Genomic DNA, 23408 nt, shown 5'->3' with positions numbered 1-23408 from the left:
CTCATATGGCGCAGAAACTAGGGGTAGACGATTAGTCGGTGGTTTTAAGGTAGGTATAGCCTTTTAAGCAGGCTTCATAGAAGTCAGTCCATTTTACCCCTTCTCTAGGGTTTAGCTGCCCCTTAGATACATGGCTGTCAATCATACGCTTCACTGATTGCGCCATCGCACCTGGGTTGTATTGCATAATGGATAATACATCTTCTACCGACGAGCCTTTAACCACTTCTTCAATGTAAAAGTCTTCTGGGTCATCATCATAACTAAATATGTGCACTTCGTTTAAGCGCCCAAATAAGTTGTGCATATCGCCCATTACGTCTTGATAAGCACCGGTCAAAAATAAGCCAAGATAATAATCTTCGTCTTTTTTCAGCTCGTGCATTGGAATAACATCAGCGATTCCATTAGCACTGACAAATTGATCTAATTTACCATCACTGTCACACGTAATATCGACTAAAGAGCAGTTCACCGTGGGTTTTTCATTCATTCGAGTTAATGGAATAACCGGTAATACTTGGTCAATGGCCCACGTATCTGCTGCTGATTGAAACACCGAGAAGTTACACAAATATTGTGATGACAAATCGTAATCCAGCTCTTTCATTTCTTCAGGAATAAAGTCAAATTCCTTCAGACGCTGCTGCAGTACTACCATGGTTTGCCAATATAGCGTCTCAATTTTGCCTAGCTCTTCTAGCGAAATAACACGTAATTTAAACGCAGTAAGTGCTTGCTCTTTCCACTGTGACGCGTCGTTGAAGATCTCTTGTAAGTTGTTCTGGTTTTGAACTTCAGAAGTTAATTCACGCATATTGGTTAATAGCACATGATCATCTTCGAGCGGCGTCGTATCTATCTCCATGCCGTTGGCTTTGATTTCGCCAACGACTTGCGTGACCACACAACTATGGTGAGCGGTAATCGCACGGCCACTTTCACTCACCAAGGTAGGATGAGGTACTTTTTCGAGATCGCACACTTGCTTCATACCAAAGACAATATCAGCAACATACTCTTCCATACTGTAATTTCGAGAAGAATCGCTGGTTGACTTGCTGCCGTCATAATCGATGCCCAAACCACCACCTACATCGACGTAGTTTAATTTAAAGCCCATGTTATATAAGTCGGCATAAATCATTGCGCCTTCTGTAATGGCTTCTTTCACTGCGCGGATATCGGTAAGTTGACTGCCGATATGAAAATGCAAAAGCGTTAGGCAATCGGCCATATCGTTTTCTTGAAGGTAACGGGCAGCTCTGATAATTTCGCTAATCGTCAGGCCAAATTTAGCGCGATCGCCGCCTGAACCTTCCCATTTACCCCGGCCTTTCACTGTCATTTTTGAGCGAACGCCTATCATAGGCTTTATGCCGAGTTCTTTTGACGTTTTGACTAATAGCAGTAGTTCAGAGTATTTTTCGATAACGATAATAAATTTGCGGCCCAATTTATTGCCCAACAAGGCGAGTCGCATGAACTCTTTATCTTTGTAGCCGTTTAACACCGTTAATGATTCTTCATTGGTATTGTAGGCCATGACCGTTAATAGCTCTGCCTTTGAACCTGCTTCTAATCCATAATTAAAAGGCGCGCCTGCGTCAACGATTTCTTCAACCACTTCACGCATTTGGTTAACTTTAATGGGGTAAACACCCATGTATTTGCCTTGGTATTCAGCTTCTTTCACCGTTTTGATGAAAATTTCATTCAGCATCGCTACCTGAGAACGCAAAATATCGTGGAAGCGCACTACCACTGGAAACTGAATGCCCTCGTCTTTGATCTCATCTATAACGGCTTTGAAATCAATGCGAATATCTTTGTTTGAAGGGTCGGGTGTAATGTTTAGATTACCATTTTGACCGATTTCAAAATATCCTGCGCCCCACCGATTAACCCGGTAAAGGTTTTCAGAATCCTCGATTGTCCACTTCTTTTTATTAACCATTAATGTAGTTTAACCCTGAGTTGTCGCATACAAAGTGCGGAATTATAGAGAACAAAACATGACAACGCTATGACCATAAGGGCTTTATCTGTATTGATTCATTCTATTAACCATTAAATCAGTAATAGTGAAGCGGAACCTAGGAAGATAAAAAAGCCAATAACGTCGGTAACTGTAGTGAGTATTACGGAGCCTGCTAGGGCGGGATCAACGCCGATTTTGTCTAAAAATACCGGAATAGCGATACCCGCAAAAGCAGCCACTATCATGTTGATCACTAACGATACGGCTATAATGGCTGATAACCACGGGTTTTCGAACCAAAACGAGGTAATCACGCACACCACGGTTGCCCAAAGTAGTCCGTTGAAAAACGCAACCAGTACTTCTTTATTGCCAAGTGCCCGTAAATTTGAACTCGCCAGTTGTCCGGTGGCTAAGCCTCGTATAGTCAGGGTCAAGGTTTGACTACCTGTTATGCCACCCATGCTTGCCACAATTGGCATCAGTACTGCTAATGCGACCACTTGCGCTACAACCGCATCAAATACCCCGATAACAATTGAGGCGGCAAAGGCAGTAACGAGGTTAATGCCTAACCAAACTGCGCGGCGTCGTGAGCTGGTAAATACCGGGGCAAATAAGTCCTCATCACTGACCTTACCCATATGGGACACTTGTGCTTCGTAGTATTCTTGAAACACATCGATGGCATCTTTTAGGGTAAAGCGGCCTATCAGCCTGCCGTCTTTACTCAGCACCGGTAACATCGATACACCGCTACTTTTCACTGCGTCAGCAGCGTCATACAAATCAAGGTCGGCAGATAAAATACGGTCTGAAAACTCGGCCAATTGCATGACGCTCACATCTTGCGAACTTTTAAATAAGTTATTTAAGTCTATTTGTCCTAGGTAATGATTGGCTTCATCAACTACCAGTATGCTGTCGGTATAAGGGGGCAATAAGGTTTCTTTTATTTCGGCCAGTAACTCGCTGACATTGACACGCTTGTTGACGGTATACACATCATGGTTAATATAACGTCCGAGCTGAGAATCGTCATAATTGAGTGCCGCTTGAACACGTCCTGACTCCTCTGAATTGAGCTTTTTAATTAAGCCTTTAGCAATACGATTTGGCAAGACATCTAATATTTCGACTAAGTGTTCTGCGCTACTGCTACTGACCACGTCTTCTAATTGTTGAGGGCTGAGTAGGGATATTAATTGCTCACGGGAGTCATCCCGCATTGCCGCTAAAATGGGCGCCTTTTTATCTTCTGTTAGGGTTTGCCAGAGATCAAAGCGCAGTACTTTAGGCAATCCTTCAAAGATAAACGCCCAGTCTTCTGGGGTAAATTCACGGGCGATAATGGGCACCGCAATCTCTTCATTCTTAAGTGCATCTAAAGTCCACAAAAAGGCACTTTCGCGTTGCTCTTGATTTACCATCTGAAAGGCTCCATTGCCGCATCTATATTTTCAATCTTACGGTATTTCTCAATCATTAAACTATATAATGGGGTTTATTTTGAATATTTATCGAATACGTAAAGTGTTCGGCGGAGAAATTTTATGCGTATCGCCATTTTGTCTCGTAATGCCAAGCTCTACTCAACTCAGCGCCTCAAGGAGGCAGGTGAGAAGCGTGGCCATATAGTTGACATCATTGATACAATGCATTGCTACATGGATATTACCAGTAGCCGTCCATCAGTTCGTTATAAAGGTGAACCTTTACCAAAATATGACGCGGTCATCCCCAGAATAGGTTCATCAGTGACCTTTTATGGTACGTCAGTCGTCAGGCAATTTGAGATGATGGGAACATTTTCAATCAATGAATCTGTCGCTATTAGCCGCTCTAGAGATAAATTACGTTCTTTGCAATTACTTTCTCGTAAAGGCATTGGCTTGCCCAGAACAGGCTTTGCAAACCATCCGGATAGAATCGACGATTTAATCAAAAACGTGGGTGGTGCGCCGGTGGTCATTAAGTTACTAGAAGGTACCCAAGGCATCGGTGTGGTGTTGGCTGAAACACAAAAAACCGCAGAAGCCATTATCGAAGCTTTCATGGGCTTAAATGCCAATATATTGGTGCAAGAATACATTAAGGAAGCGGGCGGGGCAGATATTCGGTGTTTTGTGGTGGGCGGCAAAGTGGTTGCAGCAATGAAACGTCAAGCCAACGAAGGCGAATTTCGTTCTAATTTGCACCGCGGCGGCACCGCCAGTGTCGTACGTTTATCACCCGCTGAACGCAAAACTGCGGTCGATGCAGCTAAAACCATGGGTTTAAATATGAGCGGTGTCGATATATTGCGCTCAAATAATGGCCCTGTGGTGATGGAAGTGAATTCTTCACCCGGCTTAGAAGGAATAGAAAAAGCCACCGGTAAAGATGTTGCGGATATGATTATTGAATTTATTGAAAATAATGCTCAACCTCATAAAAATAAAACTGTGGGTAAGGGGTAATTTTGACAGTAAACAAATTAATCATCGCAGGCGTTGAGATTCTACCTGGTGAGTCTAAGCAGATTCAGTTGCCCACACCACGTTTGTTCACCGATAACAAAATTCCGATTCCTGTGCATGTGCACAGGGGAAAGCGACCTGGTCCTACTTTATTTGTCAGCGCTGCAATTCACGGTGACGAGTTAAATGGTATCGAAATTGTCGCTCGATTATTGAAAAGTAAGGCCATACAGCGCTTGCGAGGTACGCTCATTGCTGTGCCCATGGTTAATGTTTACGGTGTTTTAAACCAAAGTCGCTATTTGCCTGACCGGCGCGATCTCAATCGCTCTTTCCCCGGATCGGCAAAGGGCTCGTTGGCAGGCCGGATAGCTCATTTATTTTTAACTGAAATTGTATCCAAATGCGATTACGGAATAGATCTTCATACTGGCGCCATTCATCGCAGCAATCTACCGCAAATTCGAGGGGACTTTGCTGACGAAACAACACTAGCCATGGCCAAGTCATTTGGTTTACCTGTATTACTGAATACTGATATTCGCGAAGGCTCACTGCGCCAATGCGCTGCAGATATGGGCGTCAACGTGATTTTATACGAAGCCGGTGAAGCCCTACGGTACGACGAAATGTCGATTCGAGCCGGTTTGAAGGGGGTTATCAATGTGATGCGTGAAGTGGGTATGTTAAACAAACGAAAATCCAGTAAAGAACACAGTATTCAACCTTTTATTGCCCGTCAAAGTGGCTGGGTGAGGGCTTCTGAAAGTGGCTTTGTAAACCACGTCGCACAATTAGGTGATCACGTGCAAAAAGGTGATGTATTGGCCCTAATATCAGACCCTTATGGCAATGAATTGGCCAAAATATTAGCACCAGCTCAGGGGGTAATTGTAGGTAAACAAAATATTCCACTAACCCAAACCGGCGAGGCAATGTACCACGTGGCATATTTTAAGCAGCCTGACTCAGTCGCTGTTGGCCTTGAGTTGTTACAAGATAATCTGGACTTAGCGGAACAGACAATAGTATTGTAAAAATCAAAGAGGGAAATAATGAACGTACTCGGAAATAAACACGTAGTCGGCTCGTTAGAGTTATGTGACTTACCCGAACTGAGTATCAATGATCTAAATGTGAGAGTTGATACCGGCGCAACCACCTCGTCTTTGCATGTTGATAATATTGATGAATTTGAGCGGGATGGTGAATCTTGGGTGAGTTTTGATATTCATCCAGATATTCATCAAGTCAGTAAAATTGTACGCAGAGAAGTCAAGGTTGCCGATGTCAGAAAAGTAAAAAGCTCAACTGCAACACGAGAAAAACGCTTCGTTATTACCACCACGATAGTCATGGCTAAGATGAAATGGCCCATTCAACTTACCCTAACAGACCGGTCAGAAATGAGTTATCTGATGTTATTAGGCAGAGAGGCCATGCAAGGACGCTTAGTTGTGGATCCCGAATTCGAATACTTACTTACCAAAAATAAAATAAATTCATAATCGTTTCTGAGGAAAAATTTTAATGCAAAAAGAGAATGAACAAACTTCCGCCAAGGAAGAGCCGCAACATAGTTTTGAGCTCAGATATTTAGAAATCAGTGATTATCCTGACGTCAAAGAGCTGATGGATACGGTTTATAAAAAAGTGGGTGGTGCTTGGCCCCTTAAAAAATATCAAGCGATGTTAAACATGTTCCCTACCGGGCAAATCTGTATTCAAGATAAAGGAAAAGTCATTGCTTGCGCTTTTTCTGTCATTGTTGATTATGATAAGTTTGGCGACAAGCATACCTATGATGAGATTACCGGTGATGCTTATTTGACCACCCATGATCCCAAAGGCGATGTGTTGTACGGTGTAGACGTATTTGTATCACCTGAGTACAGAGGATTACGAGTGGGTCGTCGTTTGTATGAAGGCAGAAGAGAGTTGTGTAAAAACCTCAACCTTAAATCAATCATGGCTGGTGGTCGTATCCCTAATTATCGCCAACATGCCAAAGACATGACGCCTTATGAATATATTGAAGCGGTAAAATCAAAAGACTTATTTGATCCTATTTTGACTTTTCAGCTGTCCAACGGATTTGAAGTTAAACAGATATTAAAAGCATATTTGCCCGAAGATAAAGACTCGATGGGTTATGCGACCTTGTTACAGTGGCACAATATTTATTATGACCCAGAAGAGCAAAAGCTGTTTGGTGGTCACAGAAATACAGCGCGTATCGGTTGTGTACAATGGCAGATGCGTTACTTCGAAGATGTACCCGCGTTATTGCAGCAGGCTGAATATTTTGTAGACGCCTTGTCTGATTACAAATGTGACGTTGCACTCTTCCCAGAGTTTTTTAATGCCCCATTAATGGGTATAAAACCGGCAGAGTCTTCGATTGACGCGATCTGGAATTTAGCAGCCTACACAGATGAAATTTTGACTGAAATGTCACGTCTAGCGGTGTCATACAATATCAATATTATTGCCGGTTCAATGCCAGTGATTGAAGACGATGAGTTATTCAATATCAGTTATTTATGTCATCGCAGTGGCGAAATTGAGAGCCAATACAAGTTGCACCCAACGCCGCACGAAAAACGTGATTGGATTATGCGCGGCGGAAACAAGCTGCAAGCTTTCGATACGGACTTTGGCAAAATTGGTATTTTGATTTGTTATGATGTTGAATTTCCTGAGTTAGGTAGATTGTTATCCGAGCAAGATATAAAAGTGTTATTTGTTCCGTTTTGGACAGATACCAAAAACGGCTATTTACGAGTTCGTCGCTGTGCGCAAGCTCGGGCAATCGAGAACGAATGTTACGTCGCGATTGCGGGTAGTGTGGGTAATCTACCGAAGGTTGATAACGTTGATATTCAGTACGGACAGTCGGCTGTTTTCTCTCCCTCTGATTTTGCATTTCCTCATGATGCGATTGTTTCAGAGACAACGCCTAACACAGAGATGACGCTTATCGTCGACCTTGATTTTGATAAATTAACTCAACTTGAAAACGAGGGTTCGGTTCGAAATTATTTAGACAGACGTCGGGATTTATACCGCGTTGAATGGATTGGGGATTAGTAGTAAGTAAATACTTGCTTACCTTTAATTTCAATAAAATAACCCACTATGCAGTGGGTTATTTTTTATTTGATATTTAAGCAGAATAAATACCCAAAAAGGTAAGCCGGAAAACGCCTCATTATTTCGGGTGATATTGAAAAACTTCTTCGATCGATTGACCAAATATTTCGGCAATTTTAAACGCTAATTCTAATGTTGGTGAATACTTACTTTTTTCGATAGCCATGATAGTTTGACGAGTAACCCCCACCAGTTCTGCCAATTCCTGTTGTGTCATTTCATTGGCAAAAAAACGCAGTTCTCGGATCTTGTTACTAATGGGTAAGTCGACTGCCATGTTAGCGACCTCGACGATAATAAAATATCAAACTGATAAAACGTGCAACTTCAGCCAAGATAAAACTGAGTAATAAGATGTGCGCTGTTAACATCGGAATTTGAATCGAATTTAGCTCAGCAGTAAAACTGGGATTGTATTCAACGATGACAATTCGACCTAAGGTAACAAATACCCATATCACCAAAACGACATAACTAATACGATGGCTTTTATCGTTAAAAATTTTATCTCGTTCGTCGTTGCCTAAGTTTGCTTCGCGGTGATGAGACACGGCCAACAAAGATTGAAAAATAATTTCTAGCATAACAATGATAGTGATGATTTTAATCGCAAGAGATAGAGCGTTGTCCAACGCTACTTCTACAGGCAAGCCAACCAAACCAAGAATGCCATAAAAGTAATAGCCAAATACCCCTATCGTACTGATGAGCGAGACCCAAGCGCTTTTTTCTTTTAACGACATATCCATGACTTCATCTTTTTATCAATGATACTATTGAAGGTAATGTAACATGGACTTGATGTTAAATAAAGCTAACATTAAGTATGGTCAATTTGTCATTTAGTTTGCTTTATTACTCACCAATGTCTTCATTCCACAGCTCAGGTTTATCACTAATAAATTGTTTCATCAGCTCGATACACTCAGCGCTATTTTCAACTTGAACCTTAATTCCTCTTGATTGCAATAAGGCTTCTTCACCTAAAAACGTGATGTTTTCACCCACAACCACATGAGGAATGCCATACAACATAATCGCCCCAGAACACATTGAGCAAGGCGATAAAGTGGTATAAATGATGGATTCTTTATAGACTGAAGCAGCTTGGCGGCCCGCATTTTCTAGGGCGTCCATTTCGCCGTGAAGTGTAGGGCTACCGGACTGAACTCTGCGATTATGGCCTCTGCCAATAATGCGCCCTTTATGCACGAGCACTGAACCAATAGGAATGCCACCTTCTGCTAAGCCAAGTTTGGCTTCATCAATAGCCGCTTGCATAAACTTATCCATTACTTTTCTCCTGGGGTATTGCTTAGTATTATTGCTCTTATTTGCGGCTTCACATTAGCAGCGTTGATGAATTAGGGAAATACTTCAAACCTAACTTTTTCAAGTTGGATGAGGGTAGATTCGATATCTGGTTTACTTAAAAAAGCATCGATGATTGGCATTGTTTTTTCAGCAAATTCGCTTTTGGCATCCCTATCAAAAAATTGTGAAATACCGGAAGAGTTAGCAATAACATCATAGGCTTTTTGGACAAGTTCGGAGTTGTTCACCTGAGCAAATTTATTGGGCGAGATGATGCCCAGTGTCTGGTTAAAGCGCTGCTGATTTTCACTTTTAGACGCAAATTTTAAAAACGTTTCTGCGAGCTGTTTTTTGTCGCTTATGCTCGGGATAAGTAATACATCCAAAGGCACTTCTTCAAAATACTCATCTTGTTTTCCGTCAAATAAAGGAAATTTGAAAAAACCTATTTCGGTTGATTTAGCTTGGGGAAAATCTTGAATAGCGTAGTTGCCGAACATCACCATGCCCGTCATACCACGGAATAACGGAGCGATACCCTGTTTCCAGTCATATTGTTGATGATCACTAATAAAGTATCCGGCCTCTATTAATGTCTTTAATTTAGTAAAAACATCTCTGACTTTTGGCTCTAAAAAGGACGATTCACCCCTTAAGAGTTGCTGATGATAATAGAGGCCGTTAATTCGTAAATTGAGGTAGTCAAACCATGCGGTAGCTGGCCAATTGCTTTTGGAACCAATAAAGATAGGCGGCACATTATTCTTTTTTAATGCCGCGCATACCTCTAAAAACTCCGTCCAGGTGTTAGGAGCTTCTATGCCTAATTTGGTAAATAAAGCCGTATTGTAATAAAAACCAATCTGATAATAAGACATGGGTAAGGCATAAATTTCAGCTTGTAATGAAACTGACCTGACAACGGATTGATCAAATACTTCTAATAACGCGTTCTGATGATAGAGTTCGGTTATCGCAGTAACCTCTCCCTGTTTAATGTATTCAAAAAGCCGTTCTCCAGCATGCCAATAAAGCACATCAAAATGTTTATTAGCCAAAAAAGTAGGGAATTTCTCTTTATATACTTCACTGGTAAAAGCCGTAACAGATACGTTGATGTCAGGGTAGGCCGCTTCAAAATCTGATATTAAAGCGTAATTTGCCATGCGTTGTGCGCTGTTAGAAATAGACAACGCAATCCTCAATTCTTTAGGAAATACGTCAGCACAAAAGATGAACAAGAATAAAACCATGGAGTAACGAATAACAAATTACCTCTATTGAATTCGCACAGATACATTATCTATTGCTTGCTACACTGTCAAAATTTATTAACAAAACAAGATCAATTTTTTGCTATGTGCTTCATGGCGACATTGCATCTTTGGTAAGCTTTACCGTATTTCTCCATTATTTGAGTGTCATGAACAAAACCATTTTTTTCGTATAAATGAATAGCCGCCTCACATTTGCTGTTTGTTAATAAAAACAGCTGATTAAATGCGATAGCTTTAGCCTGATGCAGGATATGTTGTAATAATAATTCACCAACCTTTGCACCTCGAGCTTTTTCTAATACACCCATCTTGGTTAACTCAAACACCCCCTCGGCTTTTTTGTATAGCGCGCCGGTTCCGACTACGCCTAAAGCTGGGTGCTCGGCAAACCATATGAAGCCTCCTGGCTCAATAACATACTGTTGTGGGTGGTTGAGCACCTCTTTATCGATATCCTCCATGACAAACATCTTTTCAATCCATTGCTGATTGATTTGTTGAAAGTAAGGGGCAAGCTCTGGGGTGAAAGGGTGGAAAATTAAAGGTTCAGAGATTGGCATCGTAAGCCTCAATAGTTCGTTGTTTCAGTGTCTTTTTTTTCATCGCGTTTTCGCATTTTTGCAGTGCCAAATATAAATCACTACCCTCTTCTTGGCTTATTTCTTTGGCTGCTGTCTGTACTGCCTGCCAAATAGGTAGCATCGTCTGTACTGTTGTCATGCCAAGTTCACTGAGCGAAATAATTCTACGTCTAGCGTCTTTATGACAGATCTCGATGTTGATTAAATCCCGTTGCGATAGTTGTTGGCAGAATTGAGTAATAGCGGGTTGTGAAATTCCCAGAGCGCTTGCCGCCTCAACGACGCTGATTGGTTGCTGCTTATGCAATAAAGCAAGCATAGTAAACCATCTAGGTTGCACGTCTAAACCAAAATGCTCATATATTTCAGCTGCTTCACTTATAAAGCGCTCGCTTAATCGCTTGAGTCGACTTCCTAGTGCTAACTCATTTAATTCATCAAAGAAATCCATGTTTGTGCTCACATTAAGTAGATAAGTATTTATATAATCACTTATGTTATTTTGCAAATGCAATTTTATAAAGTAATAAGATCTTAATTTAACCAAAGCTTTAAAAGCTTGATAAAGTAAGTTATCAAACGACAGTCTGTTTAATATCGAGGGCATTATGAAAATTTTAGTGGATACTCACGCCCACACAGTGGCTAGCACTCATGCTTATAGTACCGTAGCTGAATATTTTCAGCAGGCAAAATTGAAAGGCTTGGAAATGTTTTCAATTACCGATCATGGTCCACAAATGCCTGACTCTCCGCATCCATGGCACTTTGGTAATCGCCATGTCTTACCAAGAATGGTTGATGATGTGGTGATGTTACGAGGAATTGAAGCGAATATTATGCCCGAAAAAGGCGGTTTAGATATTCCTACCGGACTTCATCCTTATCTAGATTTTGCCATTGCAAGTTTTCACGAGCCAGTTTTTGCGCCATTAAATAAAAAAGCGCATACCGCGGCAGTAATAACAACTTTTGAAACGGGTCAATGCCAAATATTAGGACACCCAGGAAACCCCAACTTTCCGATAGACTATTCTGAAGTGATACGAGCCGCAAAAGACAATAATGTCCTCATTGAAATTAATAACAGCTCATTTTGTTACTCTCGCCAGGGGAGTGAACCTAATTGTTCAAAAATTTTGGAGCTGGTGGATCAGCTTGACTGGAAAGTCGTTTTTGCCAGCGATGCCCATGTTGCCTTTGATGTGGGTAACTGCGACCGTTCAGTCGCTACAGCGGTAAAAATTGGCTTTCCGTATGAACGAATTACCAATCGGAATGCCCGTAGCTTTTTAGCGTTTTTAGCTGAACATAATAAAGCTGTCACCATGGAGCTGAGTAATTGGGTAAATAGCTAACAGTGTTGTTTATTGACGACAGAATATGGCTTGCTCATACGATACCTTTTATATTTTTAAACTAATTATCAATTAAAACAGTTGATTACATAAATGGCACGACTATAGCTAACGACTAAAAATACCCAAGAAAGGTTTTTAGAGAATAAGTGAGAGGCCATCGTTATGTTGTTTATTTTATGTGGAATGATTGCAGTTACCTTTTTGGCCGTGTTTAAACGGACACATTTTACAAAAAGTCTATTAAGTGCAGCCGTTACCTCCATGTGTTATCTCAGTGTAGCGATTTTTATTGTGGTAACGTTTATTCATGCGTTAAAAAAGTCATTAAAATAGGGCACCACATGTGCACGCTTGTCTGCTATTTGCGTCACTAAAAATTCGGTAAGTTATCCTATTTAGGCAGCATTATTTTGTAACAGGTCCGCGGTATCTTGCATTACTTATAAAATTAAATACCTGTGTATAGGTGTGGTTATATTTTAATCAATTAATTTGGATTCTAATGCGCGAGTTGAAATTCACCCCATATCTCGTAGGTACCCCATGTTGAAAATAATGAAAGTGTCGATGTTAATGAGTGTTGTCTCTTTGGCTTTTAGTCATGCGGTATATGCTGACATTAACGCCGATCTACAAAATATCTGCACTATTGTTAAAGCAGATGACAAAGACGAATTACGCAAAAAAATGAAGAAAGTAGAAAGTGATCATAAATTAAAGTTACAAGATTATTACTCGGGTATTTCATGTAGCGGCGAAAGCTTAATTCGTACAGCTTTACTGAACAATGCGGTGGAGTCAGGCACGTTGATGATCAAAAAAATGCCAAAAAATCAGCTGTCCTCACCTGAATCTGACGGTAAAACGCTCAGTGACTGGGTTGCTGAGAAAGGTCTGACTGGCTCACCCATTGCATTAGAATTGAACGCTCGTATCTAGAAATAACCTGTGTTTTAAGTATTTTGCTAAGGCCTCTTATAGAGGCCTTTTTTATATGACTCTATTAAGCTCGACTGCCGAGATATCGATGTTTTAAAATGCTTGACCTTCGAGCATACTCTAAGGTTTATGATGGTCTTCACAAAAACTCTATCAGTGTAATTAGTAATGAAAATTAGTGAGCTTGCTAAAAAAGTCGGGATAAGTGCCCATACCTTACGATATTACGAAAAGGCAGGTTTATTGAGCCCTTCTCAACGAAATCAAAATAATTACCGTGAATACACGCAAGAAGATGTTGCTACAACTAAGTTTATTTTAGCCTGTAAAGAAAGTGGTTTTAGTTTGGCTGAAACCAGCGCCCTCTTAGCGATTAAAGATAACAAAGATCAGCATGCTTGTGCTGAAGCAAAGTTAATTACGCGCAATAAAATAGAAGAAATCTCTCAACAAATAAGCCAATTAAAAAACATGCAAACGACCTTAATTGACCTCGAGAAATATTGTTGCGGAGGCCCTGAAAGTGCTGAATTTTGTACGATTATTTCTACGTTAGAAGGAGATAGTTAAGATGTTTGTCGAAAATTTTGTTCAGCTTTTTATTGAGTCAGCGCCTTATCTATTGTTGGGTATGCTAATTGCGGGAATAATTCACCAGTGTGTACCTCCTCGTCTGATTGAAAAGGTGCTGGGTGAAAAAGGCTCCGTGTTTAACGCTGCTATTATTGGCGCACCGTTACCACTTTGTTCTTGTTCAGTCATCCCGGTTGCTATGGGCATACGTCGTAGTGGGGCAGGCAAGGCCAGCACTGCCAGTTTTTTAGTCGCGACCCCAGAAACAGGTGTTGATTCAATCGGCATTACTTATGCGTTGATGGGACCGGTAATGGCTATTGCTAGACCTATTGCCGCTATATGTTCAGCTATTGTTGCTGGCATGATGATCCAATGGTTTGGTGTCTCAGACACTCGGCCAGTTAAAAAGGTAGAGCCTCAAAAAAGTAGTTCATGTTGCAGTAATAAGCCGCCCGCAAAACCGACTAAATGGGAGCAGCTGAAGTCGGTATTTACCTTTGGTTTTGGTCAATTATTGCGTGACTTTATGGTGTGGTTACTAATTGGATTATTTTTTGCTGCCGCAGTGACGACATTTGTACCCGCTGGTTTTTTAGCACAATATGGTCAAGGCGTTTTAGCAATGTTAGTGGTGGTGTTGATTTCAATCCCTATGTACGTTTGTGCAACTGCTTCCACTCCTATCGCTGTAGGGCTTTTATTATCGGGGATTACGCCGGGTGCCGCGCTTGTTTTCATGTTAACTGGACCTGCAACGAATATCGCCACTTTGATGGTAATTCGAAAAGAGTTAGGTAATCGAGAGCTGGTCTTATATTTAGCCAGTATCGTGTTGAGTGCCTTAGCCGCTGGCCTCATATTAGATTACCTGTTTGAGCTGTTTTCATGGCAGTTACAATTGAATATGGGCGAACACAGTGAAATGGTCAGTACTTTATATCAGTTTAGTGCCCTTGTCTTAGCCGGCCTTATTTCATACCAGCTATACAAACGTTGGATGCCATCACAAAAAGCCTGTTGCGAACATTAAATGGAGTGGTTTGTGCTCACTGAAACTCTCTCAGCCAGCTAATTTGTTTGGCTTTGAGTGCATTTCAACGGCTAGCAAGGCCGGGAATGCAAAGTGTATAAGCGACGGGCAGGCTGACATATCACGTTAATAAATAGCGCAATTAAGTTATCTTTTGTTAGTCTAAAAAGCTCAAAAGGAGAGGCTGGTATGATCGATACGTTATTTTCTATGCAGGATAAAGTTTGTCTGGTTACAGGCGGTTCACGAGGTTTAGGAGCCTATATTGCTCAAGGTTTTTTGCAAGCCGGTGCAAAACGGGTTTACATTACCGCTCGAAAAGCCGAAGCCTGTATGACTGCTGCACAAGAGTTAAGCCAGTTTGGTGAGTGTATTGCATTGCCTGGTGATATTGGCACTGCTGAGGGCTTAACGCAGCTAGTCGAACAACTTCAGCAACGTGAAACTCACCTCGATGTATTGGTGAATAACGCGGGCACTGCGTGGGGAGCACCATTTGGACAGTTCCCAGAGAAGGGATGGGATAAGGTCATGGACTTGAACGTGAAAAGTCCTTTCTTTTTAACCCAAGCCTTAAGCCCTTTATTAGCAAAAAATGCGTCGACAAACGATACCTCATCAGTCATTAATATTGGCTCAATAGCGGGTATTGTTGGCAATGGCCTAGATAATTTTAGTTATGCTATTTCTAAAACCGCTATTCATCAAGCAACACGCATACTAGCGAATGAACTGGCAGCAGCTCATATTCGGGTTAACGCCATTGCTCCCGGACGTTTTTATTCTAAAATGACCGAGTTTTTGAGTGAAGATAAGGCTGCGTTTGAGGAGGAATTGCAAACGATTCCTATGCGCCGTTGGGGTAAAGCGAGTGATATAGCGGGGGTTGCAATCATGCTTGCCAGTCAGGCGGGGGGATTTATCACTGGCCAAATAATTCCGGTAGATGGCGGTACTACCTTGGTTAACTAAGAGCTGACTCACTTCATTGAACCATGTTTTTGTTCAAGTATTGCGCATGTTAGGCACTTGGTTTAAGTAAAATTGAGTGGGCTAACTAGTCTGCTCTGTTTTTGCTATTGCTTCTTTCAAATCTCGACTACATTACTTCTACTACGCTTTATTAGCCTGTCGTTAATAAAGCATAAATAGAGCCCGAAGTAAGAGGTTGCCCCTGTGTTGCATGTGTTTGCTTTGTCGATAATTTTGCTTGGTACTATTTTGTTATTGTTCAGCCTTGGTCCGGTTAACCATATTTATAAGACAGATAATAACGCAGGGTGGCGTGTGCTGCGGGCTTTAGTCCTGTTTTTTATTGCGGGTTATCTTGGCGTTTCTTATTACTTTTTTCTGCAGTCGAGCCTTAATGCTGCCGATGTAATGGTTTCTACCATTATGTTTGCTGGAGCCTGTTTCGTTGCTTTAGTGGTTCGCTTTAGTTTATCCAGCTTAAATAAACTTGAACAATCTGCTGCCGCTGAGCGTAGTAATGCCTTACACGATAGCTTGACGGGTTTGCCCAATCGAAAGTTTTTGATGGATTGCTTACAGGAGCACATCGATGCACGACGGTACTTTAGTCTTTTAATTCTGGACCTTAATCGATTTAAACAAATAAATGATGCATTAGGTCATTATGTTGGCGATTTATTATTGATTCGAGTTGGACAAAAACTTAAGCAAGCGCTTCCCTCTGATATACAGCTCTTTCGTCTTGGTGGCGATGAATTTGCCATTGTTTCAACGAAAGATGAAAGTGCGCATACCCGCCACATTGTTGATATTATTCATCATAGCTTAGAAACAACCTTTGAAATTGAAGATTACGAATTAAGTGTCAGTGCCAGTATTGGGGTAACCCATTTCCCTGAGAATGGTCAATCTATCGGCGTGTTGTTGCAGCAAGGCGATCTTGCGATGTATGCCAGTAAAAAACACTCAAATTTATATACTGAATACGATGAAAGTTTGGAAAGTGGGGCCGCAGAGAAAGTCCATATCGCCGCTCAATTAAAAGAGGCAATCTCCTTAGAAAAATTTGAATTGTGGTATCAACCTATCATTGACCTTTCAACGAATAGCATCCACGGAGCAGAGGCTTTACTTCGTTGGCCACAAGCAGACGGTAGCTATATTGCACCAGATAAATTTATTAAAGTTGCGGAGCAAAGTGCACTCATCAATCGCATTACTGAGTGGGTTATGCAGCGAGTGTCTGAAGATATCGAATCCTTTAGCGGATCTGGCTTAGAACTTTGTATTCATATCAATTTATCTGTTAAAGACTTACAGGATCCAATGATTGTGTCTAAGGTACGTAAGGTGTTGACAAAACATGCCATGAAAGACCATAAATTGATGTTAGAAGTGACCGAGAGCGCCATGATGACTGATATTGCTCAGGTCAAAAATACTATGCAGCAAATTTCAGAAGCCGGTTTAGTGTTTAGTATTGATGATTTTGGTACAGGTTACTCTTCTCTAGCCTTGTTACGAGATCTTCCGGTAGGACAAATCAAAATCGACCGCTCCTTTATTCGCAATATTGCCAACAGTAATGCTGATCTCGCCATTGTTAAATCAACGATTTATTTAGCTCAAAATCTTGGCTGCAACATTGTTGCCGAAGGCGTTGAAGACGCAGAAACCGCAAATTTGTTAACAGATTTAGGTTGTGATTTTGTCCAAGGTTATTACTACAGCAAGCCACAGCGAAGAGATGACTTTGTTTACTTCGTGCAACAATATGACCAGCAGAGCGCAGTATTGTTAGTAAAATGATAAGTTAAGCCTTATGAAGCAACACCGCTAGCTCTGCTCTTTTCTTATCCTCATAAGCTTTACACCATAAATGTTATTAACCCGTGTTAGTTAATTTATGCTTTAACTATATGCAGATTTAGGGTACATCTAGCTATTTCTTGATTTCTAAAACCATATACTTTTACGCTTTGCCAAACAACACAAGGCAACTTGATTTTGAAATACTATTTTAGCGCTTGCTTGGGTTCTGCATTGTTGATAATTGGCGATGTATTTGCTACGCGCCTTACTATAGTTACGGAACATTTAGCACCCTTCCAAATCGTTGATAAAACGTCTATCAGCGGACTCTCTACCGAAATAGTAGAGGCAACGCTTCGAGCCTCTCCTTATCAATATACAATCGATGTTCACCCATGGTCATTAGCCTTTAAACGTGCGGTTCAAGAACACAATACCTGTATATATTCCTTAGCTCGTTTACCAATCCGTGAAACTCAATTTCAATGGATTGGCCACATTGCGAGCGCCACTAGTTCGTTTTACTCCTTAAAGCGGCGCAAAGACATTCCCCTGGCTAGTGTTGAAGATGCCAAAAAATTTAGAACCGCGGTTATTCAAGACGACGTCACTCATCAATTTTTACTATCAAAAGGGTTTGAAGAAAACAGTAATCTCTATGCGACGAGTAACTATGATTCCTTGTTGACTTTATTAGAGGTTCCCAGCCGCAATATAGATTTAGTGATCATTAATGATGATTTAATTCGCTATCGTTTGAAGCGCAGTGAAGATATTCAACAATATCAAAATTTACTTGAAATTGATGAGCTTCAGTTAGATTTTCACCTAGCCTGCAGTATTGATACTGACCGAGACATAGTAGAAACCTTAAGTGCCTCAATGCAGGATTTAGAACAAAACGGCACACTGCCCAATATCCGCAATAATTGGCGATCTAAGTTGGTGGAACAGCCTTGAAACTCCAAATAGTGGCTATTTGTTGCCCGCTTAACTGATTCTTGATTGCTGACTGGCTTATGGCTGGGGTGAAAAGACAGTTTTGCTGAAATACCACATCAAACCGCTTAAATAAACCCCTTCCACAATAGAAGCTTGATACGCCTCAACCCATTCAGGATCGTGAACAAAAATTTTTACCATTTTGTTGCGCTTCGGCTTCACTGTTATGTTCCGTAGTGTAAATAAGCGTGTCACTCTGGGGTTCACTAGGGGGATCCAATAAGCGACTACTGTCATACCAAAACGCTCAAAAATGTTATGGGTGTGCTTTCTAAACCGGTTTTTGTAGAGCGGCTAAATTGCTTTCATAGGTGTGGTAAGCTCGTAACTCATAGACCTACTGGGACTCTGCAGCAGATATAAATGAATTTTCGGTGAATAACATTAAGGCGATTAAGGTGTTGGGTAAGTTGCGTGTGCATATTGAAGGTGAGCGCATAGTTGGAGCCCCTCTTTAAACATGACAAAAATGTACGTCAATGAAGTGTATAGAATTTAGTGATGACAAGAACGCATTTTATATTCAAGGGTGTTATGGGACTGAATTGGTAGATGTTTATATTAAATCAAAGTTAATGATGGATAGAATTACAGCGGGGTATGGTATTAAAGCGGATAACCCTTGAGGCATTGGACTCGATATCAAACTAACGCGACTACGCAATAACTTAATATCGACTCCACACAATTTTACATTTCGTAGAATGCGTCTACCAAAGACCCAACCTTTAAGTCAGTGACAATGGCATGAGAACTTAACAGTGCTTCAATATCCGCACGGTCTTTTTCTGTGGCATTACCATAGCGATCAGCTGATGTTGCTGAACCTTGAAACGACTTGCCATCGTTTTCAAGGGTAATATAAAGATGTTGTTTATCAACAAACGCTGCAAAGCTTGTAAAAAATTGTTCGTAATCAGCGCCTGATGAGCTGGTTAAGGTGAAGCTAAATTCAAACCCTAAGATAGCAAACTCTTCCAAATAAAGTTTCTTTCTTAAACGTCTGTTTCTGATAATGGTTTCTGACATGTTATTACCTATAAAAAATAAAAAGAGTAAATCGGCCACTGATTCTGAAAGAGAGTCTACCAGTTGGGGCGCGAATGGCGCGCATACTACCAGCTTTTTAAAATTTGTCCTGAAGTAAAAACTGCAGGCGACAATGAATGGGCTATAATGGCGTCAAAATTGGGAAGAGTCGTTTTATCCCAAATTCAGTGTTTTGCTCTCAAAAATAAGATATGTCCATGAACAGAAAAAAGAAGTTAACCCAAATCCACAAACAGCGCATCAAAGCAGCAAAAGCGAAAAACAACCCTGCCAAAAAGAGCGCCTATATCTCTAAAGCTGAAAGGGCAAAACTAGCGGCATTGGCTGAAGAAGGCGAAGAAGACGCTCAAGCAACACGGAGTGAATAATCGTTTTTCACATGAACACTTTGCTCAATTATCCTGATTAATCGTATCAGCGAAGCGTCAGTGTGTTGGTGCAGTAAAAGTTAACTCTCTAACCTGATTGGCATAGATTACAAGGAGCAGAATGTTACTTAGCTCTTAATAAGATAGGCCACGATCAAAACGCTTTGTTGGTTAGTTGCATGGCTATACGTTTTTTTAAACCTAGCATAAAGGTTTGAGAGGATAAAAAATTAAAAACAAGTTTTTAACCACGGCCAAAAATTAACTGCCAAATACTTGGACTACGTTCTTTATGGTACTGTTTTTTTAACTCATCCACTTTTTCTAACCGCTGTTTTGCACTGGTGATATCACCGTTTGCTAAGCTTGCTTGGACCAAATCCAGTTGCAATTGCACTTCAGCTAAGCCTTGCTGCAATATTGATTGTCGCTTGGCGTCAAATTGAACTAACTGCACTGACGCAACGAGTTGCTGTAGCTGGATGACCAAGCTCAACATTGTATCAGTTTCGGTTGCGAGCATTGCCTGCCTATAGGTTAATGACATGGATTTCATTGTTGTTTTAACACTTTTACTCGCCGTTATTTTTGCTACCGGTTCTTGAGCATAAACGTGACTGCCGTACGACAGTGTTCCCCACAACATTACGACAACAAGGCTTATGAATTTTAACAAGGACATTTTAGGTTCCATTTTTCCAGGAGGACGCGCAGCTTAGCATAAATGTGTGGATTATTTATCTGCAGTTATACTAAGTTGTCAGCGCGCTAATTAAGGTGATTACTGCTCTTACCCTTCACTATACGTGAGTTTAACAGGGTTGGATTATTTCGGTTTGTCTTGTGATGCCTTACCATTTTTCTCATTACCGTATTTACCCTGTGCCCCCGTAGAAGATTGGCCAAATTTATCAAGAAAAGCTTTCACATGATGTGTGCCTAATCCGCCAGCAAAAGCAATAAGCCATTCGGCGTAGGGAGTCAACGTAGCAGGCATGTCTGTTACCTGAGCGGTAGAGCCTGAAGTAACAACCACTAGTCCTGTTTTTAACGCAAAAAACAGGATAACACCTGTCAGTCCACCTCCAATGATCTGCATGATATAACCTAAAAAATCTATTGCCATGGGCGCATTAGAAATATCTTTTTCACGATGATATTGGTTAAATTCTTTGGCGATAAATACGTGGCAGTGCATTGCTCCGCCCAGCAAACCTAAACAAAAAAGCTGTTGAAGAAAGATAATAGTGATAGCGCGATCATCTTTTGCCACAGAGTTATGAATTTCAACTGACTGATATAAAAGATGTAAAAAGTATTTTAGACCATAGTAATAGGCAAGGAGTATGACGACGATCGATAGAAAAAAATGAAATTGCCCCCAACGCCAATGACGGGTGTCAGGATCTTTAGGCGGTGGCGTTTGTAGAGAAACCGATTCACTCATCTCAATATCCTTGATTATTTAGCAGTTCACAAAGAGTATTGCAGGGAACGCTAAATTTTCAATTGACTCTCTTTTGTAAGTTAAAAGTGCACGAAAATGCCGGCCGATAGGTTAAAAAGAATTAACATGGCTGTCCTGTAGTCGAAACATGAAATATTGTATGGCGAACAAGTGCTCGCAGCACAGTCTATTACCTTGCCGCGAATCCATACAAAAAGCGTCGCAGCTAAAGCATCTCGCACAAAAGCAATGCTCATTTTGTCAGCAATAAAAAACCCGCCGAAGCGGGTTCCTTATTCTTCACTGCAAAAGCAGCTGAGATCTCAAAGCTGGGCTTTGGGATGAATGATTTTACATCATGCCGCCCATATTTAACTTAAGTGATTGATATACAATTAAATTAAAATAATTTAAATATTGGGTACCCTACTTTATACCCCTAAGGCATGAATTATGACTTATTTTTTAATGAACTAGTAGGCAACAGATCCAGTCCGAGTTCCTTTAAATACGAATTATGCTCATCTAATGCCTTAGATATATCTTCTTCAATATTTGTCAGTTGCTCATGCACTTCTTTCAAATCGACTTTAGCCTCGGCAACTGCGGTACTCACATATCTTGAGATATTAAGATTAAATTCGTTCTTTTCAATTTCTTCTAAGCTAACTCGACGTGCATAGCGATCTTCTTCTTTACGAAATTGATAGGTATCAACGATCTTGTCAATGTCTTCTTCTCTCAATTGGTTTTGACGTTTCCCGCTGCCAAAGTGTTCACTTGCATTTATAAAAAGAACATCATCATACTTTTTGCATTTCTTTAGAACTAAAATACAAACTGGAATACCCGTAGAGAAAAACAAGTTTGAAGGTAGTCCAATTATTGTATCAATATGCCCATCTTTCAGTAATTTAGTACGTATATGGGCTTCGGCACCTCCTCTAAACAGTACACCATGAGGGAGTATAATTGCCATAGTTCCTTCATCACTTAAGAAGTGGAAACCGTGAAGTAAGAATGCAAAATCGGCAGCAGATTTAGGAGCCAAACCGTGGCTTTTAAAGCGGAAGTCATCCCCTTGTGCTTCAGTTGGTTCCCAGCGATAGCTGAAGGGTGGATTTGCGACTATCGCGTCACACTTAATCTTTTTAGCGGGATTCATCTCATTGAGCATATCCCAGTCATTGAGTAGGGTATCGCCGTGGTGAATATCGAACTCAGTATCTTTAACGCCGTGCAGGAGCATGTTCATTCTGGCGAGGTTATAAGTTGTTATATTTTTCTCTTGTCCGTATATTTTACCAATGCCATCAGCGCCAAGACGTTTACGAACGTTCAATAGTAATGAACCTGAACCACAAGCGAAATCCATTACCTTATCAAGCTTTTTCTTCAACCCTGTTGCAGGCTCTTGGCTATCTAAAACCACGATGCGCGACAAAATATCGGAAATGGGCTGTGGAGTATAAAATTCCCCTGCTTTTTTACCTGAACCAGCTGCAAACTCACCAATAAGATACTCATAAGCATCCCCTAAAATATCGGTGTTTGTTGAAAACTGAGCGATTCCTTCAGATATTTTTTGAATAATAATGCATAGTTTAGCGTTACGGTCTGCTGGCTTTTTACCTAGTTTTTCTGAGTTAAGATTTATCTCCGAAAACAAGCCTTGAAAACTGCTATCAAAGCTGTGGTTTTCAATATATTTAAAGCCCGCCTCTAACGTTCGCAGCAATTCATCATCTTGCTTACGCGCCATTTCAGCGATACTTGCCCATAAGTGGCTAGGCTCAATAACATAATGTAATTTACGGCGCATTTGTTTTTCAAAAAAGGCTTTATCTTGATCAGACAACGCTTGGTAAAAAACAGAAAGTGGTGCACGTTTGTCGTCCTCACTAAGTTGAGGATAATCCCTACCTAATTCCTTTTTCGCTGCTGTTTCATAATTATCTGATAAATAGCGTAAGAATAGAAATGACAGCATATAGTCACGGAAGTCATCAGCATTCATTGCCCCACGTAAGCTGTTGGCGATACCCCAAAGAGTAGCGCCTAATTTGTTTAGTTGTTCTTGTGTCAT

At 40.8% G+C, this 23408-nt stretch carries 24 protein-coding genes; 12 read left to right on the top strand and 12 right to left on the bottom strand.

The window, feature by feature from the left end; all coding sequences use genetic code 11:
- Nucleotides 1-31: 31 nt before the first annotated feature.
- Nucleotides 32-1957, bottom strand: coding sequence for a biosynthetic arginine decarboxylase (speA, locus tag ACEN2L_RS02335; RefSeq protein ID WP_306021349.1), 1926 nt, complete (start codon nt 1955-1957; stop codon nt 32-34).
- A gap of 113 nt (nt 1958-2070) precedes the next feature.
- A complete protein-coding gene (locus ACEN2L_RS02330) occupies nt 2071-3411 on the bottom strand; it encodes a magnesium transporter (RefSeq protein WP_306021350.1) in 1341 nt (446 codons plus the stop codon).
- A 123-nt stretch (nt 3412-3534) separates the two neighbouring features.
- Here ACEN2L_RS02330 and rimK point away from each other — a divergent pair, with 123 nt between their 5' ends.
- From rimK to ACEN2L_RS02310, 4 genes are read left to right on the top strand one after another with little or no spacing between them, the layout of a single operon-like run.
- Nucleotides 3535-4440, top strand: coding sequence for a 30S ribosomal protein S6--L-glutamate ligase (rimK, locus tag ACEN2L_RS02325; protein ID WP_306021351.1), 906 nt, complete (start codon nt 3535-3537; stop codon nt 4438-4440).
- 2 nt (nt 4441-4442) lie between these two features.
- Nucleotides 4443-5477, top strand: coding sequence for a succinylglutamate desuccinylase/aspartoacylase family protein (locus ACEN2L_RS02320; protein WP_306021352.1), 1035 nt, complete (start codon nt 4443-4445; stop codon nt 5475-5477).
- An 18-nt stretch (nt 5478-5495) separates the two neighbouring features.
- On the top strand, nt 5496-5948 hold the full coding sequence (locus tag ACEN2L_RS02315) for an ATP-dependent zinc protease family protein (protein ID WP_441741551.1): 453 nt from the start codon (nt 5496-5498) through the stop codon (nt 5946-5948).
- A gap of 22 nt (nt 5949-5970) precedes the next feature.
- A complete protein-coding gene (locus ACEN2L_RS02310) occupies nt 5971-7530 on the top strand; it encodes a bifunctional GNAT family N-acetyltransferase/carbon-nitrogen hydrolase family protein (protein ID WP_306021354.1) in 1560 nt (519 codons plus the stop codon).
- Between the two features lie 121 nt (nt 7531-7651).
- Here the strand turns inward: ACEN2L_RS02310 and ACEN2L_RS02305 are convergent, their stop codons facing one another.
- From ACEN2L_RS02305 to ACEN2L_RS02280, 6 genes are all read right to left on the bottom strand, one after another.
- A complete protein-coding gene (locus ACEN2L_RS02305; RefSeq protein ID WP_306021355.1) occupies nt 7652-7870 on the bottom strand; it encodes a helix-turn-helix transcriptional regulator in 219 nt (72 codons plus the stop codon).
- Between the two features lies 1 nt (nt 7871).
- Nucleotides 7872-8342 (bottom strand): hypothetical protein, encoded by a 471-nt coding sequence (locus ACEN2L_RS02300; RefSeq protein ID WP_441741550.1) that lies wholly within the window; start codon nt 8340-8342, stop codon nt 7872-7874.
- A gap of 106 nt (nt 8343-8448) precedes the next feature.
- The gene (locus tag ACEN2L_RS02295) at nt 8449-8886 is read right to left on the bottom strand and encodes a nucleoside deaminase (protein WP_441741549.1); all 438 of its coding nucleotides are present in this window, start codon (nt 8884-8886) and stop codon (nt 8449-8451) included.
- A 71-nt stretch (nt 8887-8957) separates the two neighbouring features.
- Entirely contained in the window at nt 8958-10100 is a 1143-nt protein-coding gene (locus ACEN2L_RS02290) for an ABC transporter substrate-binding protein (RefSeq protein WP_441741548.1), read from the bottom strand.
- 152 nt (nt 10101-10252) lie between these two features.
- Nucleotides 10253-10645: a GNAT family N-acetyltransferase gene (locus tag ACEN2L_RS02285; RefSeq protein ID WP_306021359.1), complete on the bottom strand. Its 393-nt coding sequence runs from the start codon at nt 10643-10645 to the stop codon at nt 10253-10255.
- A gap of 85 nt (nt 10646-10730) precedes the next feature.
- The gene (locus ACEN2L_RS02280) at nt 10731-11216 is read right to left on the bottom strand and encodes a MarR family winged helix-turn-helix transcriptional regulator (RefSeq protein WP_306021360.1); all 486 of its coding nucleotides are present in this window, start codon (nt 11214-11216) and stop codon (nt 10731-10733) included.
- A 157-nt stretch (nt 11217-11373) separates the two neighbouring features.
- Here ACEN2L_RS02280 and ACEN2L_RS02275 point away from each other — a divergent pair, with 157 nt between their 5' ends.
- From ACEN2L_RS02275 to ACEN2L_RS02245, 7 genes are all read left to right on the top strand, one after another.
- A complete protein-coding gene (locus ACEN2L_RS02275; protein ID WP_441741547.1) occupies nt 11374-12123 on the top strand; it encodes a phosphatase in 750 nt (249 codons plus the stop codon).
- Between the two features lie 546 nt (nt 12124-12669).
- Nucleotides 12670-13065 carry a DUF3718 domain-containing protein gene (locus ACEN2L_RS02270; protein ID WP_306021362.1) on the top strand — a complete coding sequence of 132 codons (396 nt, stop codon included), beginning with the start codon at nt 12670-12672 and terminating at the stop codon, nt 13063-13065.
- Nucleotides 13066-13233: 168 nt separating this feature from the next.
- Nucleotides 13234-13635 carry a MerR family transcriptional regulator gene (locus ACEN2L_RS02265; protein WP_306021363.1) on the top strand — a complete coding sequence of 134 codons (402 nt, stop codon included), beginning with the start codon at nt 13234-13236 and terminating at the stop codon, nt 13633-13635.
- A 1-nt stretch (nt 13636) separates the two neighbouring features.
- A complete protein-coding gene (locus ACEN2L_RS02260) occupies nt 13637-14671 on the top strand; it encodes an SO_0444 family Cu/Zn efflux transporter (protein ID WP_441741546.1) in 1035 nt (344 codons plus the stop codon).
- A gap of 189 nt (nt 14672-14860) precedes the next feature.
- Nucleotides 14861-15643 carry a RhlG family 3-oxoacyl-ACP reductase gene (locus ACEN2L_RS02255; RefSeq protein ID WP_306021365.1) on the top strand — a complete coding sequence of 261 codons (783 nt, stop codon included), beginning with the start codon at nt 14861-14863 and terminating at the stop codon, nt 15641-15643.
- Nucleotides 15644-15847: 204 nt separating this feature from the next.
- Nucleotides 15848-17452, top strand: a complete 1605-nt coding sequence (locus tag ACEN2L_RS02250; protein WP_441741545.1) for a putative bifunctional diguanylate cyclase/phosphodiesterase — start codon at nt 15848-15850, stop codon at nt 17450-17452.
- A 198-nt stretch (nt 17453-17650) separates the two neighbouring features.
- Complete coding sequence (locus tag ACEN2L_RS02245; RefSeq protein ID WP_441741544.1) at nt 17651-18415, top strand: substrate-binding periplasmic protein; 765 nt, start codon at nt 17651-17653, stop codon at nt 18413-18415.
- A gap of 732 nt (nt 18416-19147) precedes the next feature.
- Here ACEN2L_RS02245 and ACEN2L_RS02240 read toward each other — a convergent pair.
- Nucleotides 19148-19486 carry a YggL family protein gene (locus ACEN2L_RS02240; protein WP_306022392.1) on the bottom strand — a complete coding sequence of 113 codons (339 nt, stop codon included), beginning with the start codon at nt 19484-19486 and terminating at the stop codon, nt 19148-19150.
- A gap of 218 nt (nt 19487-19704) precedes the next feature.
- Here ACEN2L_RS02240 and ACEN2L_RS02235 point away from each other — a divergent pair, with 218 nt between their 5' ends.
- Nucleotides 19705-19875 (top strand): DUF2986 domain-containing protein, encoded by a 171-nt coding sequence (locus tag ACEN2L_RS02235; RefSeq protein WP_441741543.1) that lies wholly within the window; start codon nt 19705-19707, stop codon nt 19873-19875.
- Nucleotides 19876-20119: 244 nt separating this feature from the next.
- On the opposite strand, the gene ACEN2L_RS02230 is transcribed toward ACEN2L_RS02235, so the two are convergent.
- The 3 genes from ACEN2L_RS02230 to ACEN2L_RS02220 all read right to left on the bottom strand — a co-directional run bounded on the left by ACEN2L_RS02230 (nt 20120) and on the right by ACEN2L_RS02220 (nt 23408).
- Nucleotides 20120-20557 (bottom strand): cytochrome b562, encoded by a 438-nt coding sequence (locus ACEN2L_RS02230; RefSeq protein WP_441741542.1) that lies wholly within the window; start codon nt 20555-20557, stop codon nt 20120-20122.
- 144 nt (nt 20558-20701) lie between these two features.
- Entirely contained in the window at nt 20702-21322 is a 621-nt protein-coding gene (locus tag ACEN2L_RS02225; RefSeq protein WP_441741541.1) for a hypothetical protein, read from the bottom strand.
- Between the two features lie 451 nt (nt 21323-21773).
- On the bottom strand, nt 21774-23408 hold the full coding sequence (locus tag ACEN2L_RS02220) for a type I restriction-modification system subunit M (protein WP_441741540.1): 1635 nt from the start codon (nt 23406-23408) through the stop codon (nt 21774-21776).

The organism is Flavobacterium sp. W21_SRS_FM6 (assembly GCF_052119645.1).
Lineage (GTDB): Bacteria > Pseudomonadota > Gammaproteobacteria > Enterobacterales > Alteromonadaceae > Paraglaciecola.
This window is presented reverse-complemented; position numbering and strand designations above follow the sequence as displayed.

Excerpts from the sequence above, each read along its gene's own strand:
- speA (WP_306021349.1), bottom strand. The coding sequence starts at position 1,957 with ATGGTTAATAAAAAGAAGTGGACAATCGAGGATTCTGAAAACCTTTAC.
- ACEN2L_RS02330 (WP_306021350.1), bottom strand. The coding sequence starts at position 3,411 with ATGGTAAATCAAGAGCAACGCGAAAGTGCCTTTTTGTGGACTTTAGAT.
- rimK (WP_306021351.1), top strand. The coding sequence starts at position 3,535 with ATGCGTATCGCCATTTTGTCTCGTAATGCCAAGCTCTACTCAACTCAG.
- ACEN2L_RS02315 (WP_441741551.1), top strand. The coding sequence starts at position 5,496 with ATGAACGTACTCGGAAATAAACACGTAGTCGGCTCGTTAGAGTTATGT.
- ACEN2L_RS02310 (WP_306021354.1), top strand. The coding sequence starts at position 5,971 with ATGCAAAAAGAGAATGAACAAACTTCCGCCAAGGAAGAGCCGCAACAT.
- ACEN2L_RS02305 (WP_306021355.1), bottom strand. The coding sequence starts at position 7,870 with ATGGCAGTCGACTTACCCATTAGTAACAAGATCCGAGAACTGCGTTTT.
- ACEN2L_RS02300 (WP_441741550.1), bottom strand. The coding sequence starts at position 8,342 with ATGGATATGTCGTTAAAAGAAAAAAGCGCTTGGGTCTCGCTCATCAGT.
- ACEN2L_RS02295 (WP_441741549.1), bottom strand. The coding sequence starts at position 8,886 with ATGGATAAGTTTATGCAAGCGGCTATTGATGAAGCCAAACTTGGCTTA.
- ACEN2L_RS02285 (WP_306021359.1), bottom strand. The coding sequence starts at position 10,645 with ATGGAGGATATCGATAAAGAGGTGCTCAACCACCCACAACAGTATGTT.
- ACEN2L_RS02280 (WP_306021360.1), bottom strand. The coding sequence starts at position 11,216 with ATGGATTTCTTTGATGAATTAAATGAGTTAGCACTAGGAAGTCGACTC.
- ACEN2L_RS02275 (WP_441741547.1), top strand. The coding sequence starts at position 11,374 with ATGAAAATTTTAGTGGATACTCACGCCCACACAGTGGCTAGCACTCAT.
- ACEN2L_RS02270 (WP_306021362.1), top strand. The coding sequence starts at position 12,670 with ATGTTGAAAATAATGAAAGTGTCGATGTTAATGAGTGTTGTCTCTTTG.
- ACEN2L_RS02265 (WP_306021363.1), top strand. The coding sequence starts at position 13,234 with ATGAAAATTAGTGAGCTTGCTAAAAAAGTCGGGATAAGTGCCCATACC.
- ACEN2L_RS02260 (WP_441741546.1), top strand. The coding sequence starts at position 13,637 with ATGTTTGTCGAAAATTTTGTTCAGCTTTTTATTGAGTCAGCGCCTTAT.
- ACEN2L_RS02255 (WP_306021365.1), top strand. The coding sequence starts at position 14,861 with ATGATCGATACGTTATTTTCTATGCAGGATAAAGTTTGTCTGGTTACA.
- ACEN2L_RS02240 (WP_306022392.1), bottom strand. The coding sequence starts at position 19,486 with ATGTCAGAAACCATTATCAGAAACAGACGTTTAAGAAAGAAACTTTAT.
- ACEN2L_RS02235 (WP_441741543.1), top strand. The coding sequence starts at position 19,705 with ATGAACAGAAAAAAGAAGTTAACCCAAATCCACAAACAGCGCATCAAA.
- ACEN2L_RS02230 (WP_441741542.1), bottom strand. The coding sequence starts at position 20,557 with ATGTCCTTGTTAAAATTCATAAGCCTTGTTGTCGTAATGTTGTGGGGA.
- ACEN2L_RS02225 (WP_441741541.1), bottom strand. The coding sequence starts at position 21,322 with ATGAGTGAATCGGTTTCTCTACAAACGCCACCGCCTAAAGATCCTGAC.
- ACEN2L_RS02220 (WP_441741540.1), bottom strand. The coding sequence starts at position 23,408 with ATGACACAAGAACAACTAAACAAATTAGGCGCTACTCTTTGGGGTATC.